The 16,208-nt window shown below is 71.2% G+C and carries 10 protein-coding genes; 7 read left to right on the top strand and 3 right to left on the bottom strand.

The genetic code is table 11. The features are described 5' to 3' along the window. Positions 1-13: 13 nt before the first annotated feature. Positions 14-148, bottom strand: coding sequence for an SPW_0924 family protein (locus tag AC0665_RS26680; RefSeq protein ID WP_363120163.1), 135 nt, complete (start codon positions 146-148; stop codon positions 14-16). A 149-nt stretch (positions 149-297) separates the two neighbouring features. Next, positions 298-2,064 carry a lytic transglycosylase domain-containing protein gene (locus tag AC0665_RS26685; protein ID WP_478607227.1) on the bottom strand — a complete coding sequence of 589 codons (1,767 nt, stop codon included), beginning with the start codon at positions 2,062-2,064 and terminating at the stop codon, positions 298-300. Positions 2,065-2,406: 342 nt separating this feature from the next. Between AC0665_RS26685 and AC0665_RS26690 the strand changes: the two genes are divergently transcribed. Next, on the top strand, positions 2,407-3,273 hold the full coding sequence (locus tag AC0665_RS26690) for a DUF4184 family protein (RefSeq protein WP_478705920.1): 867 nt from the start codon (positions 2,407-2,409) through the stop codon (positions 3,271-3,273). A 684-nt stretch (positions 3,274-3,957) separates the two neighbouring features. On the opposite strand, the gene polA is transcribed toward AC0665_RS26690, so the two are convergent. Continuing rightward, entirely contained in the window at positions 3,958-6,684 is a 2,727-nt protein-coding gene (polA, locus tag AC0665_RS26695) for a DNA polymerase I (protein ID WP_468411149.1), read from the bottom strand. A 758-nt stretch (positions 6,685-7,442) separates the two neighbouring features. Between polA and AC0665_RS26700 the strand changes: the two genes are divergently transcribed. The 6 genes from AC0665_RS26700 to AC0665_RS26725 all read left to right on the top strand — a co-directional run bounded on the left by AC0665_RS26700 (position 7,443) and on the right by AC0665_RS26725 (position 16,206). Further along, positions 7,443-9,722: an FdhF/YdeP family oxidoreductase gene (locus tag AC0665_RS26700; RefSeq protein ID WP_478705921.1), complete on the top strand. Its 2,280-nt coding sequence runs from the start codon at positions 7,443-7,445 to the stop codon at positions 9,720-9,722. A gap of 56 nt (positions 9,723-9,778) precedes the next feature. Continuing rightward, the gene (locus tag AC0665_RS26705; RefSeq protein ID WP_478607235.1) at positions 9,779-10,267 is read left to right on the top strand and encodes a PaaI family thioesterase; all 489 of its coding nucleotides are present in this window, start codon (positions 9,779-9,781) and stop codon (positions 10,265-10,267) included. 129 nt (positions 10,268-10,396) lie between these two features. Next, on the top strand, positions 10,397-11,269 hold the full coding sequence (locus AC0665_RS26710; protein ID WP_478705922.1) for a trypsin-like serine protease: 873 nt from the start codon (positions 10,397-10,399) through the stop codon (positions 11,267-11,269). 820 nt (positions 11,270-12,089) lie between these two features. Beyond that, entirely contained in the window at positions 12,090-13,319 is a 1,230-nt protein-coding gene (locus AC0665_RS26715; protein ID WP_363120234.1) for a branched-chain amino acid ABC transporter substrate-binding protein, read from the top strand. 138 nt (positions 13,320-13,457) lie between these two features. Continuing rightward, the gene (locus AC0665_RS26720) at positions 13,458-14,387 is read left to right on the top strand and encodes a branched-chain amino acid ABC transporter permease (protein WP_363120156.1); all 930 of its coding nucleotides are present in this window, start codon (positions 13,458-13,460) and stop codon (positions 14,385-14,387) included. Between the two features lie 4 nt (positions 14,388-14,391). Then, the gene (locus AC0665_RS26725; RefSeq protein ID WP_468411156.1) at positions 14,392-16,206 is read left to right on the top strand and encodes a branched-chain amino acid ABC transporter permease; all 1,815 of its coding nucleotides are present in this window, start codon (positions 14,392-14,394) and stop codon (positions 16,204-16,206) included. Positions 16,207-16,208: the final 2 nt, after the last annotated feature.

The raw sequence follows: 16,208 nt of genomic DNA on the forward strand, positions 1-16,208 counted from the left end.
TCCCGGGGGGCGGTCAGGGGTGTGCGGGCACCGTCGTCAGCAGCGGCTTCGGGGACGTCCCGCCCGAGGGCGTCCCCAGGGCGGTCAGCGTCAGGACCACGGCGAACGCGAGGGCGAGGCCGCCGGCGGCGGCGACGAGGGCGCGCATACGGGGCCTCCCGCGGGTCGGGACGAACGAAACTGATGAACCGTCAGCTTTCTCGGCACCGTAGCAACGGGTGGCGGAGATGAGAACACGTTGCACACACAACGACGCCCCTCCTCGAAAGAAGGGGCGTCGTCTGTCGTACCGGAGAGCTACGCGCTGGGGCTCGCCGTCGGGCTCGGCGAGGACGTCTCGGCCGCTGCCGCGACGGTCAGTTCGACGGTGAGGGTCGCGCCGCCCGCCGTGGTGACGCGCAGCAGGAACGTGCCGGTCGTGTCGTCCGCGTACAGCCGGGGCAGCGTCAGCAGGCCCTTCGCGTCCGTCTTCAGGCCCGTCAGGGTGCGCACGGCCTTGCCGTCGGCGCCCTTGAAGTAGGGGCCCTTGTCGCTCGCGGCCGGGTCGGTCGCGGACTTGACCAGCGTGGCGGTGGCCGCGACGCCGTCGGCCACGGCGCCCTTGTACGTGGCCTTCACCTCGACCTGGTTCGCGAACGTGCCGCCCGGGGCGCAGGTCAGCGCCGCGTCACCGGTGCGGGCGAGCGCGTCGGCGGCCCGCTCGGTGACGGTGGCCTTGTAGTCGAGGCCGGGGACGGCACGGCCGACCACGGTGGCGCGGACGGTGACGGTCCCGGTCTTCTCCCCCGCCCGCAGCGCGGGTGCCACGGCGACGCCCGAGCTGTTGGTGAGGACCGTGGCCACGCTCTCGCCGCCGGTGAAGGTGGTGTCCGTGTCGCCGACGATCGTGAAGCGGACCCTCACCTTGGCAACGGACTTGCCGGCCTGCGTCTCGGCGCGGGTGCTGATCCGCCGCCCGAACACGTCACCGGCCATGGCGGTCAGCTTGCCGGTTCCGGCGTCCTCCAGGTGGTTCACCGTGTCGGTGGGCGTGGGGGTCGTCGTGGGCGGCGGGGTGGGCGTGCCGGGCGAAGGGGTGGGCGGCTTCGGGGTGGCCGAACCGCCACCGGAGGGCTTGTCGGGCTTTCCCGGCTTCTCGGGCTTGGGGCCGGGCTTCGGCGTCGAAGCGCCCGGAGGGGTCGTACCCGTCGTGCCCGGCGTGGTGGGGGTCGGGTTCGCGCCCGCACCCGCGCCGTCGTCGCTGCGGTTGTCGGGCAGTGTGCCGGTGCCGTCCGGAACCTCGTGCGTGCCCTTGCGGTAGTACTCCAGCCACCTCATGACGAGGTTCAGGTACTCCCGCGAGTTGTTGTAGCTGAGGATCGCCCGGTCGAGGTCGCCCTGCTGGGACAGGTCCCAGTCGTTGCGGCACAGGTAGTGGCCGGCGGCGAGCGCGGCGTCGTAGACGTTGTTGGGGTCCTTCTTGCCGTCGCCGTTGCCGTCGCGGCCGGCCCAAGCCCAGGTGGAGGGGATGAACTGCATGGGGCCGATGGCCTGGTCGTACGAGCTGTTGCCGTCGTACGCGCCGTCGTCGGTGTCCTTGATGAGGGCGAAGCCGTTGCCGTCGAGCTGCGGGCCCAGAATCGGCTTGATGGTGGTGCCGTCGGCCCTGACCTTGCCGCCGCGGGCCTGTCCCGACTCCACCCGGCCGATGGCGGCGAGGAGTTGCCAGGGCAGGTTGCAGCCGGGCTTGGCCTCGCGCAGCGCGCTCTCGGCCTTCTTGTAGGCGTCCAGGACCGTGGCGGGGATGCCGGCTTCCGTCGTGCCCGTGACGCCCGGGGCGGGGCCCGTGGACGGTGACGGGTTGGGGCTCTTGAGCGGCGGCAGGTCCGTGTAGTAAGGCGAGTTGCCGGTGGCGCTGCCGTCGGAGGCGCTCGTGTCGGGTGCGGGTGCGGCGTCGGCGGCGGTCTGTCTGCCGTGGTCGTTCACGCCCGGAGCCTGGGAGGCGGACAGTGCCGCGACCGCCACCGCGGCCACGGCGGTCGTCGCCGCCCCCTTGCGCAGTCGACTGCCGAATTGCGCCGCCATAGAGTGAACCCCTCCCGTGGACGCCGGGGCGTCCGGTCTTCGCCTTCAGTGTTCGCCCTGTTGTGACGATCCAACCGCCCGAGGGGTTGCCCTCCGACAGTCACAACTCTGTTCTCTTGCGTGTTCCGCTCATCACCGCCGTCACGAACACGACGCGCTCCCCGCGCGGCGGCTCTGGCGACCCTACGACAACTTCCTTTGCTCGGGCACCCGTTCGTGACCGTTTTTCACCAGTTGGTCATGTGCGGTCGTCACGCCGTCCACCCGGTGGCATCCCGCATACTGGGCGACTGATCACCGGATCCGCCCGGCCCGGTGCAACGACCGCCGCGAGGAGCCGAGTTGCCGTTCACGCTGAGCCACGCGGCAGCCGTACTGCCCGCCGTCCGCACCGACGGCACCGGCCGGGGCCCCCTGGTTCCCGCCGTGCTCGTGGCGGGTTCCTTCGCGCCCGACATGACCTATTACGCGGCGAGTGTGCTGCCCGCCGCGATGGAGTTCGGTGACATCACGCACGCGTTCGCGGGCGTCTTCACCGTGGATGTGCTCATCGCCTGGGCGCTGGTGGGGCTGTGGCTGCTCGTGCGCGAGCCGCTCGTGGCGCTGCTGCCGCGGGCCCGGCAGGGGCGGGTGGCGGCGCTGCTGCGCTGCGGTGCGCCCCGCGCGCGGGTGCGGCCGTCGCTGGTGGCGTGGTGGTACGTGTCCGCGGTGCTCGGTGCGTCGACCCATGTGGTCTGGGACGCGTTCACCCATCTCGACCGGTGGGGGATGCGGCTGTTCCCGGTGCTGGGCCGGGAGGTGGCGGGCTCGCCGCTGTACTGGTACCTGCAGTACGGCGGTTCGGCCGTGGCGGCGGTCGTGATCGCCGTGTTCGTGGCGCACGCGCTGCGGCGGGCGCCCCTTGAGGAGCCGGTGGGGGTCCCCGTGCTGACGGCAGCCGACCGTTGGGCGGCCGCTGCCGTGATCGGCGGTTTCGCGCTGGTGGGGGCGGTGCAGCGGGCGGCACGGTGGTGGGCGTACTGGGGTTCGCAGGCGAAGCCGTGGGAGATCGTTCCGACGGTGTGCTTCGGCGCGGGCGCGGGACTCGTCCCGGCGCTGCTGCTCTACGCCGTGGGCGTCAGGCTGCGGCGTCCGGCTCCGGTCCCCGCCGGCTCCGCCGGCCCTGCCCCGGCCGCCGAGACGGAGCCGAGCCGCCCGGCCGCTCGCTGAGGAGGCTGTCGGCCGTCGTGATGTACACCGTGATGGTGGTGTGCGCGGGGCGTGAGCGGGGGCGTGTGCGCGGGCGCCGTGTGAGAGCGAGCGTCAGATAAGCGCGGGCCAGCCGGGCCCAGTGGCGGCAGGGCTTGCCGGGGGCGTCGGGGGCACGGGAGTCACCGCAACGGAGGGTGGTCGGCGCGGTGTCCGTATCTGTGCCTGCGCCCGTGCCCGCTACCGCGCCTGTGGCGATGACAGCTGAGGCGGCTCCGGCGTTGACGGTGCGGGAGGGGCCGGTGGAGCGTCGCCCGCGGGCGAGAAGGCGCTGCCGGAGGTCCGCCGTCGTGTGGCGCAGGGCCGTGGTGAAGGGGACGGGGACGCGAACGGTGCTCGCGGCGGCCTCGAACACCGGAACCGGCGTGAGCGCCACACCGGGTGCCGTACGGCTGAGGAAGGTGCGTATACCCATGCCCCGCATCCTGGCGACGACCGGGGGCCCGGGCGCCTTGTCGGGGGCCACGCGAGTGACGGTTCCGCAGCGGGGGGCGGGCCTGGTGGGCCGGATGCGCTGGTGAGTCGGCACACCCGGTCCGACCACGTTCGACAGACCGGCGCAGGGGCCGGGTGCCCCGGTGTTCCCCCGGGCCGCCCGGCCCCGCCACGTCCCGCAGGACCACTGCGGTCGAGCCGCGCGGCGGGCTAGTGCGCCGCCGACTCCCAGTCCGGTCCCGCGCCCACCGAGACGCCCAGCGGGACGCGGAGCTGGACCGCGTTGGCCATCTCGCGGCGGACCAGTTCCTCGGCGGCGGCCCGCTCACCCGGAGCGATCTCCAGCACGACTTCGTCGTGGACCTGGAGGAGCATGCGGGAGGCGAGACCGGCCTCCTTCAGCGCGGCGTCGACCTTCAGCATGGCGATCTTGACGATGTCGGCCGCGGTGCCCTGGATCGGGGCGTTGAGGGCCATCCGCTCGGCGGCCTCACGGCGCTGGCGGTTGTCGCTGTTGAGGTCGGGGAGGTAGCGGCGGCGCCCGAAGAGCGTCGCCGTGTACCCCGTGGCGCGGGCCTCGTCGACCGCCCGGCGCAGATAGTCCCGGACGCCGCCGAACCGCTCGAAGTACGCGTCCATCAGGGCGCGGGCCTCCGCCGCCTCGATGTTCAGCTGCTGAGAGAGGCCGAAGGCGGACAGGCCGTAGGCCAGGCCGTACGACATGGCCTTGATCTTGCGGCGCATCTCTGCGTCCACCGCGGTCGGCTCGACCGCGAAGACCTGGGAGGCGGCCGTGGTGTGCAGGTCCTCGCCGGAGGTGAACGCCTCGATCAGGCCGGCGTCCTCGGAGAGATGCGCCATCACACGCAGTTCGATCTGGCTGTAGTCGGCCGTCATGAGGGACTCGAACCCCTCGCCGACGACGAAACCGCGGCGGATCGCCCGGCCCTCGTCCGTACGCACCGGGATGTTCTGCAGGTTCGGGTCGGTGGAGGACAGACGGCCGGTGGCCGCGACGGTCTGGTTGAACGTGGTGTGGATGCGGCCGTCCGCAGCGATCGTCTTGATGAGGCCCTCGACGGTGACGCGGAGCTTGGCCTGCTCGCGGTGGCGGAGCATGATCACCGGAAGCTCGTTGTCCGTCTGCGTGGCGAGCCAGGCGAGGGCGTCGGCGTCCGTGGTGTAACCGGTCTTGGTCCGCTTGGTCTTGGGCAGGGCCAGCTCGCCGAAGAGGACTTCCTGGAGCTGCTTGGGCGAGCCCAGGTTGAACTCGTGCCCGGCCGCCGCGTGGGCCTCCTTGACGGCCTGCTGGACCGCACCGGCGAACATCTGCTCCATGGCCTCCAGGTGGGGCCGGTCGGCCGCGATGCCGTGCCGCTCCATGCGGGCGAGCAGCGCCGAGGTGGGCAGCTCCATGTCACGCAGCAGGTCGGCGGCGCCGACGTCCTCCAGGCGGGTCTCGAAGGCCTGGCCCAGGTCGAGGACGGTCCGGGCCTGGAGCATCAGGGCCTCGGCCTCGGCGGCGTCGTCCGCCCCGAAGGCGAGCTGGCCGTCGGCCGCTGCGGCAGGGGTCAGCTCCCGGTGCAGGTACTCCAGGGACAGCGCGTCCAGGTCGAAGGAGCGGCGACCGGGCTTGACCAGGTACGCGGCGAGGGCCGTGTCCATGGTGACGCCTTCGACGCTCCAGCCGTGCTCGGCGAAGACGCGCATGGCGCCCTTGGCGTTGTGGAAGACCTTGGGCCGGGCGGCGTCGGCGAGCCAGGCGGCGAAGGCCCTCTCGTCGGCCTCGTCCAGCTGGGAGGGGTCGAACCAGGCGGCGGGGCCACCGGGCGCGGCGAGAGCGACCTCGGCGACCGAGCCGGTGCCGAGTGCCCAGGTGTCGACCGTGGCGACGGCGAGGGGCCGGGTGCCGTGCTCGGTGAGCCAGGCGGGCAGCTCGCCGGTGCCGAGCACGGTGCCGTCGATCTGCACACCCTCGGTGTCGACCGGGGTGGTCTCGGCCTCCTCGGCGCCGGGGTCGACGGCGAAGAGCCGCTCGCGCAGCGACGGGTTACGGATCTCCAGGGTGTCCAGGATCATCGCGACGGCCTTGCGGTCGTAGGCCGCGCGCTCCAGGTCGTTGACGCCCTTGGGGAGCTCCACCCGGCGCTCCAGCTCGGTGAGCCGGCGGTTGAGCTTGACGGACTCCAGGTGGTCGCGGAGGTTCTGGCCGGCCTTGCCCTTGACCTCTTCGACGCGCTCGACGAGCTCGGCGAAGGAACCGAACTGGTTGATCCACTTCGCTGCGGTCTTCTCGCCGACGCCGGGAATGCCGGGGAGGTTGTCCGACGGGTCGCCGCGCAGGGCAGCGAAGTCCGGGTACTGCGCGGGCGTCAACCCGTACTTCTCGAATACCTTCTCCGGGGTGAAGCGGGTCAGCTCGGAGACGCCCTTGGTCGGGTACAGCACCGTGGTGTGCTCGCTGACCAGCTGGAACGAGTCCCGGTCGCCGGTGACGATCAGCACCTCGAAGCCCTCGGCCTCGGCCTGGGTGGCGAGGGTGGCGATGACGTCGTCCGCCTCGAAGCCGTCGACCGCGAAGCGCTGGGCGCCCATCGCGTCGAGGAGCTCGCCGATCAGCTCGACCTGGCCCTTGAACTCGTCCGGGGTCTTGGAGCGGTTCGCCTTGTACTCCGTGAACTCCTGGGAGCGCCACGTCTTGCGGGAGACGTCGAAGGCGACCGCGAAGTGCGTGGGCGCCTCGTCGCGCAGCGTGTTGGCGAGCATCGACGCGAAGCCGTAGATCGCGTTCGTCGGCTGGCCCGTCGCGGTGGTGAAGTTCTCCGCGGGCAGCGCGAAGAACGCGCGGTAGGCCAGCGAGTGCCCGTCCATGAGCATCAGTCGCGGCCGGCTGCCGCCGGAGGTCTGGTCGGTCGTCTTCGATGCTGTCTCTGCCACGCCCCCGATCCTGCCACGCCCCACTGACACTCCGCCCCGCCCCCACGGATGGACCCCGCTGGGCCGGGACGGCGGACCCGGCCGGAGCCGAGGCGGCGGACCGCGCACGCCGCCAGGACCGCACCCGGCTGAGGCCGTGGCGCACCCACTCCCCCGGGGCCATGGACGGCAGACCCGTCCATGGCCAGGGCGGCAGACTTGCGGAGCCGGGGCGGGCAAACCTGCGGGTGCCAGGGGGGGGCGGGTGAACCTGCGAGCGTCGGGCCGCGTGAACCTGCGAGCGCCAGGGGGCGGGCGAACATGCTGATGCCAGGTCGGTCGAACCGCCGCGGCCCGGCTGTGGATGCTCCCCCCTTGGCAGATCGCCGACCGGCTCGACGACCGCTTCCGCCTCCTCACGCGCTCCATGTAGGGCCGCTGCTGTGGGCGCCAGAGCGGCGAACCCCCCAAACGCCACGACGGTCGCCCCCGCCAGCGCCCAACCCCGGCCCAGCGCCCGCCCAGGCCCCGCGCCCGTGGCCCAGTAGTCCCGTGCCCCGTACCCCGCCCCCACGACGGTGACCCGACGACGGCGGACCGACGGGACCAGCCCGGCGCCCCACGAAACCAGCCCGGCGGCCCGAGGCGACCGCACCAGTCACCTCCCCAAACAACCCGCACACACCCCCACCCCTCCCCCCAGCCCACCCCCTCCCCTGTCACCACCCCGTGCGAGGATCGGAGACATAGCTCACAGTGCAGTCGAAGGGGAGCGTGTGATGGCGTCGAAGCCGCCGAAGAGTGATCCGGTTCAGGACGCGCCGCAGGTCGCCGGGCCGAAGCACGCGGCCGCGGGGCTGCCGGCGATCGGGCACACGCTGCGCGTCGCCCAGCGGCAGATGGGCGTGAAGCGCACCGCGCTGACGCTGCTGAGCGTGAACCAGAAGGACGGCTTCGACTGTCCCGGCTGCGCCTGGCCGGAGCCCGAGCACCGGCACAGGGCGGAGTTCTGCGAGAACGGCGCGAAGGCCGTGGCCGAGGAGGCCACCCTGCGCCGGGTCACGCCCGAGTTCTTCGCCGCGCACCCGGTAGCCGACCTGGCCGGCCGCAGCGGCTACTGGCTGGGACAGCAGGGACGTCTCACCCACCCCATGTACCTGCCCGAGGGCGGCACGCACTACGAGCCGGTCACCTGGGAGCGCGCCTTCGACATCATCGGCGAGGAGATCGCCGCCCTCGGCTCGCCGGACGAGGCGGTCTTCTACACCTCCGGCCGCACCAGCAACGAGGCCGCGTTCCTCTACCAGTTGTTCGCCCGCGAGCTCGGCACGAACAACCTGCCCGACTGTTCGAACATGTGCCACGAGTCGTCCGGTTCGGCCCTGTCGGAGACGATCGGCATCGGCAAGGGCAGCGTCCTGCTGGAGGACCTCCACAAGGCCGACCTGATCATCGTCGCCGGGCAGAACCCGGGGACGAACCACCCGCGCATGCTGTCCGCGCTGGAGAAGGCCAAGGACAACGGCGCGCGGATCATCAGCGTCAACCCGCTGCCCGAGGCGGGCCTGGAGCGCTTCAAGAACCCGCAGACCGCGCAGGGCATGGTCAGGGGCGCCGCGCTGACCGACCTGTTCCTGCAGATCCGCCTCGGCGGCGACCAGGCGCTGTTCCGCCTCCTGAACAAGCTGATCCTTCAGACGGACGGCGCGGTCGACGAGGAGTTCGTGCGGGAACACACGCACGGCTACGAGGAGTTCGCCGAGGCCGCCCGCGCCGCCGACTGGGACGAGACGCTCACGGCGACGGGCCTGAGCCGGGAGGACATCGAGAAGGCCCTGCGCATGGTCCTCGGATCCCGGCGCATCATCGTGTGCTGGGCGATGGGCCTCACCCAGCACAAGCACTCCGTGCCCACGATCAGGGAAGTGGTCAACTTCCTGCTGCTGCGCGGCAACATCGGCCGTCCGGGCGCGGGCGTGTGCCCGGTGCGGGGGCATTCGAACGTGCAGGGCGACCGCACGATGGGCATCTTCGAGCGCCCGGCGCCGGCGTTCCTGGACGCCCTGGAGAAGGAGTTCGGCTTCGCGCCGCCGCGTGAGCACGGCTATGACGTCGTCCGCGCCATCCGCGCCCTGCGCGACGGCGAGGCGAAGGTCTTCTTCGCCATGGGCGGCAACTTCGTCTCGGCGTCCCCCGACACGGAGGTCACCGAGGCGGCCATGCGCCGGGCCCGGCTGACCGTGCACGTGTCGACGAAGCTGAACCGCTCGCACGCGGTCACCGGCGCGCGGGCCCTGATCCTGCCGACGCTGGGCCGCACCGAGCGCGATCTGCAGGGCGGCGGCGAGCAGTTCGTGACGGTCGAGGACTCGATGGGCATGGTGCACGCCTCCCGGGGCCGGCTGGAGCCGGCGAGCCCGCACCTGCTGTCGGAGCCGGCCATCGTCAGCCGCCTGGCCCGCCGCGTGCTGGGCGAGAACAGCCGCACGCCGTGGGAGGAGTTCGAGAAGGACTACGCGACCATCCGGGACCGCATCGCCCGGGTGATCCCGGGCTTCGAGGACTTCAACGCGCGCGTGGCCCGCCCCGGCGGCTTCGCGCTGCCCCACGCCCCGCGCGACGAGCGCCGTTTCCCGACGGCCACCGGCAAGGCCAATTTCACCGCCGCTCCCGTGGAGTACCCGGAGCTGCCCGAGGGCCGGCTGCTGCTCCAGACGCTGCGTTCGCACGACCAGTACAACACCACGATCTACGGCCTGGACGACCGCTACCGGGGCGTTCGCAACGGCCGCCGGGTGGTGCTGGTCAACCCCGAGGACGCGCGGGCCCTGAAGCTGGCGGACGGTGTCTACGTGGACCTGGTCAGCGAGTGGAGGGACGGGGTGGAGCGGAGGGCGCCCGGTTTCCGCGTCGTGCACTACCCGACGGCCCGGGGCTGCGCCGCCGCGTACTACCCGGAGACCAACGTGCTGGTGCCGCTGGACGCCACCGCGGACACCAGTAACACCCCGGCCAGCAAGTCCGTGGTGGTGCGTCTGGAACAATCGGCGACCGACTGAGCGTTCGCTCAGTGACACAGGCAGCCGAGTGACGAGGACGAACGGAGCCGGGCCCGATGGGTGAGCAGCAGCATGTGAAGTTCCCGCAAGAGGTCATCGACGAGTACGCCGCGCTCGGCGTCGATCTCCTGGCCCTGTTCTCCGCGGGCCACCTCGGCAACCGGATGGGCGTCCAGATCTCCGAGGCGTCGGCGGACCGGGTCGTCGGGACGATGCCGGTGGAGGGCAACACCCAGCCCTATGGACTGCTGCACGGCGGGGCGTCCGCGGTGCTCGCCGAGACGCTCGGCTCGATCGGGTCGATGCTGCACGGCGGCAGCTCCAGGATCGCCGTGGGGGTCGACCTGAACTGCACCCACCACCGCGGTGTGCGCTCCGGGCTGGTCACCGGGGTGGCCACGCCCGTGCACCGGGGGCGGTCGACGGCCACCTACGAAATCGTCATCACGGACGAGAACGGCAAGAGGGTGTGCACGGCCCGGCTGACCTGCCTCCTGCGCGAGGTGAAGCCGGGCGACGAGGAGTTCGTCCGCGCCGCGAGCTGACCTCCGCGATCAGGCCGACGTAGGGAAAACCCTGGAGGGGCGGGCGCACTCTTGCCGCGACCGCCCCCGGGCGGTTCACTGGCGCTCCCCCCACAGGAGAAGACCCGACCACCCGTAGAAGGGTTTCTCTTGACCTCCGTACGCGCCTACGCCGTCACCGCAGCGGCCTGTGCCACCGTGCTCGCCACCGCGCTGCCGTCCTCCGCCATCAACTCCTACAACGCCACGCCCGCCCCCGAACGCACCGAGGTCGGCGCGCTCGTGGCCACCTGGGACGACGACGGCGACCCCGCGACCCCCGACCGGGCCGACTGGGTCTGCTCCGGCACCATGATCGACGCGGACACCTTCCTGACCGCCGCGCACTGCACCTCGGACTGGCCCGACAACGTGCGCTTCTACGTCTCCCTCGACCAGGACGTGCAGTCCGGGCTCGACGCGGCGGCGAAGAAGTACCCGGGCGCCCCGGCCGCGCAGGCCGCCTCCGTCGCCGTCCGGGGCACCGCCCACACGCACCCCGACTACCCGGGCCCCGCCTCCGACACCCACGACATCGCGGTGATCCAGCTGCCCGCGGCCGAGGTCAAGGCCCGCTGGAGCTTCACTCCGGCGACCCTGCCCACCGCCGACCAGCTCGGCAGGCTCGGCCCGCGGGGCCTGAACTCCACCGACTGGCTCGTCGCCGGGTACGGCACCCAGGAGGCCGTCAACGGCCCCGGCGGACAGACCCACCCCGGCGGCGGCGTCCGGATGAAGGCACCCGTCACCTTCGACGCCCTCAACGCCTCCTGGGCCCGGCTCGCCATGACCGCGCCGCAGGGCAACGGCGGCGCCTGCTACGGCGACTCCGGCGGCCCCAACTTCGCGCTCATCGGCGGCAAGCGGATCCTCGCCGCCACCACGATCACCGGCGACACTCCCTGCTACGCGACCAACGTGACGTACCGCCTGGACACCCCCGGTGCCCGGGCCTTCCTCGCGCCGTTCGTGAAGCTGCCGTAGCCCGCGCCGCAGGCCTCCGGCGGCGTCGGACGCCGGAGGCCGCACGGCACGCCCCGCCACCCCTCCCCACCGCCCCGCCGCTCCGCGCACGCCGCGGGCCGGCGGGGCGGCCCATACGGCCCATACGGCCCGTACGGCACGTACGGCACGCATGATCCGTCCGGCACGTCGGGCCCCCGAAGGGGCGACGGACCGCGGCGACCGTCCAGCACCTCCTCGGCCGGGCACCGCCGTTGCCGCCGAGCGCCACGCAACCCGCCGCGGGCACGAGCGAGTTCGGGCTGCGGTACGTCCTCGACCGGCACCGCACCGCCCACGCCGCGAGACCCGCGCACGCTCCCGGCCCGGCGAGCGGCCCGTCGCGCCCCATGGAAAAACGTCGATTGCGATAGCGCGGAGTTTCCCGTGTATAAGCCACGCAATTCCTGCTGTGACGCTCCGTAACGCGCGCGCAATACACCGCCACGGTTTCGCCTTCGGCCGGGCCCTCCCCCGAAACCTTTCCGATCTTGTTCGCGGCGCGCACGTCCCGCACCAGCATGATCTCAGCCATGGCCAACCGGAAGTGCGCGTTCTCAGAATGCGGACTTCGGCGAAAAACCACCAAACCCGCCGAGAGGACCCGCCGCCGAGACCGGTCATCCACGACGTCATAACAAGAAAGTCACAAGCGAGCCCACGCCGCTGACCGTGCCCTTACCCCGGGCTTAGAGTCACGGCCAGTCACCGCCTCCATCGGGAGTTCGGTACCAGCGCGGCACTCACCCCCCGACCAGGGCGGGGCCTGCCTGTGAAAGGACTGATTGTGCGACAGCGTTCTTTGGTGATTCTTACCTCCGTTCTCACGACCGGAGCTCTGACTCTCACCGCCTGCGGCTCCCGAGACGACAGCGGTGACAAGGGCGGAGACAACGGGAGCGGCACCACGCTGACCATCGGCGTCGACGCCCCCCTCTCCGGTGAGAACTCCACCACCGGCCTCGGCATCCAGTACGGCGCCCAGATAGCCGTCGACGACGCCAACAAGAACAACTGGGTCCCGGGCGTGAAGTTCAAGCTCAAGGCCCTCGACGACAAGGCGCAGCCCGCCACCGGCCAGTCCAACGCCACCAGCATCGTCGGCGACAAGACCGCCGTCGGCGCCGTCGGCCCGCTGAACTCCGGCGTCGCCCAGACGATGCAGCAGGTGTTCGCCTCGGCCAACATGGTCCAGATCTCCCCCGCGAACACCGCCCCCGAGCTGACCCAGGGCAAGAACTGGCAGACGGACAAGAAGCGTCCGTTCAAGACGTACTTCCGCACCGCCACCACCGACGAACTGCAGGGCAGCTTCGCGGCCGGCTACGCGTACAACGGCCTCAAGAAGAAGAAGGCCTTCGTCGTCGACGACAAGCAGACCTACGGCGCCGGCCTCGCCAAGATCTTCAACGAGCAGTACAAGAAGCTCGGCGGCAAGGTCGTCGGCAGCGACCACGTCAACACCGGCGACAAGGACTTCGGCTCCCTCGTCACCAAGATCAAGAACTCCGGCGCCGACCTGCTCTACTACGGCGGCCAGTACGACGAGTCCGCGCTGATCACCAAGCAGCTCAAGGACGCCGGCGTCAAGATCCCGCTGTTCGGCGGCGACGGCATGTTCGCCACCACCTACATCGAGGCCGCCGGCAAGTCCTCCGAGGGCGACCTCGCCACCGCCATCGGCGTCCCCGCCGACACCCTGCCCGCGGCCAAGACGTTCATCCAGACGTACAAGGACAAGGGTTACAAGGGCGACTACGGCGCGTACGGCGCCTACGCCTACGACGCCACCACCGCCATCATCAAGGCCGTCAAGGCCGCGGCCGACGCCAACGGCGGCAAGGTTCCGACCGACATCAACGACCTGCGCTCCAAGGTCGTCGACGGTGTCCAGAAGTCCGACTTCGAAGGCCTCACCGGCAAGATCTCCTTCGACCAGTACGGCGACACCACCAACAAGCAGCTGACGGTCTACCAGGTCGAGAAGGGTGCCTGGAAGGACGTGGAGACCGGCACCGCCGACCTTCAGTAGTCGGGCCCGCCACAACGCCGCATCACGGGCCGCGCGGAAGGGGACCCCGACCGCGCGGCCCGTTTCCACACCCCCCCACAGCACGCGACCACGCACACATCCAGTGCACACGACCACCAGCGACATGGAGGCCATGCGGTGAACACCCTGCCGCAGCAGCTGGCCAACGGGCTGCTCCTAGGCTCGATGTACGGGCTGATCGCCATCGGCTACACGATGGTGTACGGCATCGTCCAGCTCATCAACTTCGCGCACGGCGAGATCTTCATGACCGGGGCGTTCGGCGCCCTCACGGTCTACTTCTACGTCCTCCCCGACGGCACCTCGATGGCCATCGCCGTACCCCTCATGCTCCTCGGCGGAGCCCTCGTGGCCATCCTCATCGCCGTCGGAGCGGAACGATTCGCCTACCGGCCACTGCGCGGAGCACCACGCCTGGCGCCGCTCATCACGGCCATCGGCCTCTCCCTGGCCCTCCAGGAGGTCGTGCGCAACTTCTACCCCGGCGCCGACCGCGCCCGCGCCTTCCCCGGCCTCGACGCCACCCACGACATCGGCTCCGTCACCATCAAGGACGCCGACATCTTCCTCATCCTCGCCGCCATCGGCTGCATGGCCGCCCTCGCGATCTTCGTGCGCCGCAGCCGCACCGGCCGCGCCATGCAGGCCACCGCGCAGGACCCCGACACCGCACAGCTCATGGGCATCGACACCAACCGCATCATCGTCATCGCCTTCGCCATCGGCGGCTTCTTCGCCGCCGTCGCCGCCGTCGCCTACGGACTGAAGTACGGCAACGTCGACTACCGCATGGGCTTCCTCATGGGCCTCAAGGCCTTCACCGCGGCCGTCCTCGGCGGCATCGGCAACATCTACGGCGCCATGCTCGGCGGTGTCGTCCTCGGCATCGCCGAAACCCTCGCCTCCGCCTACATCGACGAAATCCCCGGCATGCAGCAGCTCGGCGGCCAGAGCTGGGCGAACGTCTGGGCCTTCTGCCTCCTCATCCTCGTGCTCCTCTTCAGGCCACAGGGCCTGCTCGGCGAGCGCGTCGCGGACAGGGCGTGATCACATGACCGACACGACCAAGACCCCGGCACCGGACGCCGTCCCCACCCCGACGCCCGCTCCGCGCGGTCTCATACCGCTGCCCGCCACGGCCGCTCGCGCCCTGCTCCTCGCCGGCGGCATCGCCACCGCCGCCTCCGCGTTCCTCGCCTGGACCTGGACCGCCGAATTCCCCGGCGACCTCACCATCAACGGCTACCCCGGTGGCCTGCAGTGGCTGACCTTCACCGCCGGCATCCTCACCACCCTGTTCACCCTCGCCGGCTACGGCATCCGCGGCCTCGGCTGGCTGCTGCCCGCCCGCAACAACGCGCCGCTCGTCCTCACCGCCCTCGGCGGCCTCGCCGTCACCTGGTTCACCGTCATCGCCATCAGCGTCGAGCTCGGCGGCGTCGTCAACCTCGAACCCGGCGGCTGGATCGCGGCCGTAGCCTCCCTGCTGCCCGTCCTCGGCGCCTTCGCCCTCCCCCAGGAGCGCACCGACGCCGACGGCACCAAGCAGGCCCTCAAGGCCTACATCGCCAAGCCCGACCGCATCCCCGCCTCCCAGGCCACCGCGCCCTGGATCCAGCGGGCCGTGATCACCGTGGTCACCATCATCGGCCTCGGCGTCTTCACCTACGGCATCGACACCGAGTACGGCGAACTCTTCATCGGCTACCTCTTCGTCGTCACCTTCGCCATCTGGGCCCTGCACACCGCCGGCCTCCTCGACCGCTTCTCCGCCCTGGTCGCCGGCAACCGCAGCTTCACCCTCGCCATGGGCTTCGCCGCGGCCATCGCCTTCCCCTTCACCCAGACCGACGACCACTACGCCAACATCGGCGTCAACATCCTGATCTTCGGAACCGTCGCCCTCGGCCTCAACATCGTCGTCGGCCTCGCCGGACTCCTCGACCTCGGATACGTCGCCTTCCTCGGCGTCGGCGCCTACACCGCCGCCCTGGTCTCCGGCTCCGAGTTCTCCACCATCTCCGGCGTCCACCTGCCCTTCTGGGCCTCCGCCCTGGCCGGCGCCGCCGCCTCCCTCGTCTTCGGCGTCCTCATCGGCGCCCCGACCCTGCGACTGCGCGGCGACTACCTCGCCATCGTCACCCTGGGCTTCGGAGAGATCTTCCGCATCGCCGTCAACAACATGGACGGCGACTCGGGCCCCGACGTCACCAACGGCCCGAACGGCATCCCCTCCATCCCCGACCTGAACCTGTTCGGATTCAACTTCGGCCAGGCCCACGACATCGGCGGATTCACCCTCGGCCGCTTCGCCAACTACTACCTCCTGATGGTCCTCATCATGGCCATCGTGGTACTGGTCTACACGCGCGCCGCGGACTCCCGCATCGGCCGCTCCTGGATCGCCATCCGCGAGGACGAGACCGCCGCCACCGCCATGGGCATCAACGGCTTCCGCGTCAAGCTCGTCGCCTTCGCCCTCGGCGCCTCCCTCGCCGGCCTCGCCGGCACCGTCAGCGCACACGTCACGTACAGCGTCGTGCCCACGCCGTACCAGTTCGCCGGCTCCACCCCGCCCAACTCCGCGTTCCTCCTGGCCGCGGTCGTCCTCGGCGGCATGGGCACCGTCGCAGGCCCCCTCCTCGGCGCCGCCCTGCTCTACCTGCTCCCCGAGAAGCTCGTCTTCCTCCAGGAGAAGTCGCTCCTCGCCTTCGGCATCGCCCTCATCCTCCTGATGCGCTTCCGCCCCGAAGGCATCATCGCCAACCGCCGCCGCCAGCTCGAATTCCACGAGACCGGCCAACTCGACGTACCCAAACAGACCACGCTGACCGACGAACCGGCCGTCACCAAGGCGGGGGCGTAACC

Source organism: Streptomyces sp. NPDC043685 (genome assembly GCF_056436585.1).

Coding starts and splice junctions, on each gene's coding strand:
- AC0665_RS26680 (WP_363120163.1), bottom strand. CDS start 148: ATGCGCGCCCTCGTCGCCGCCGCCGGCGGCCTCGCCCTCGCGTTCGCC.
- AC0665_RS26685 (WP_478607227.1), bottom strand. CDS start 2,064: ATGGCGGCGCAATTCGGCAGTCGACTGCGCAAGGGGGCGGCGACGACC.
- AC0665_RS26700 (WP_478705921.1), top strand. CDS start 7,443: ATGGCGTCGAAGCCGCCGAAGAGTGATCCGGTTCAGGACGCGCCGCAG.
- AC0665_RS26705 (WP_478607235.1), top strand. CDS start 9,779: ATGGGTGAGCAGCAGCATGTGAAGTTCCCGCAAGAGGTCATCGACGAG.
- AC0665_RS26725 (WP_468411156.1), top strand. CDS start 14,392: ATGACCGACACGACCAAGACCCCGGCACCGGACGCCGTCCCCACCCCG.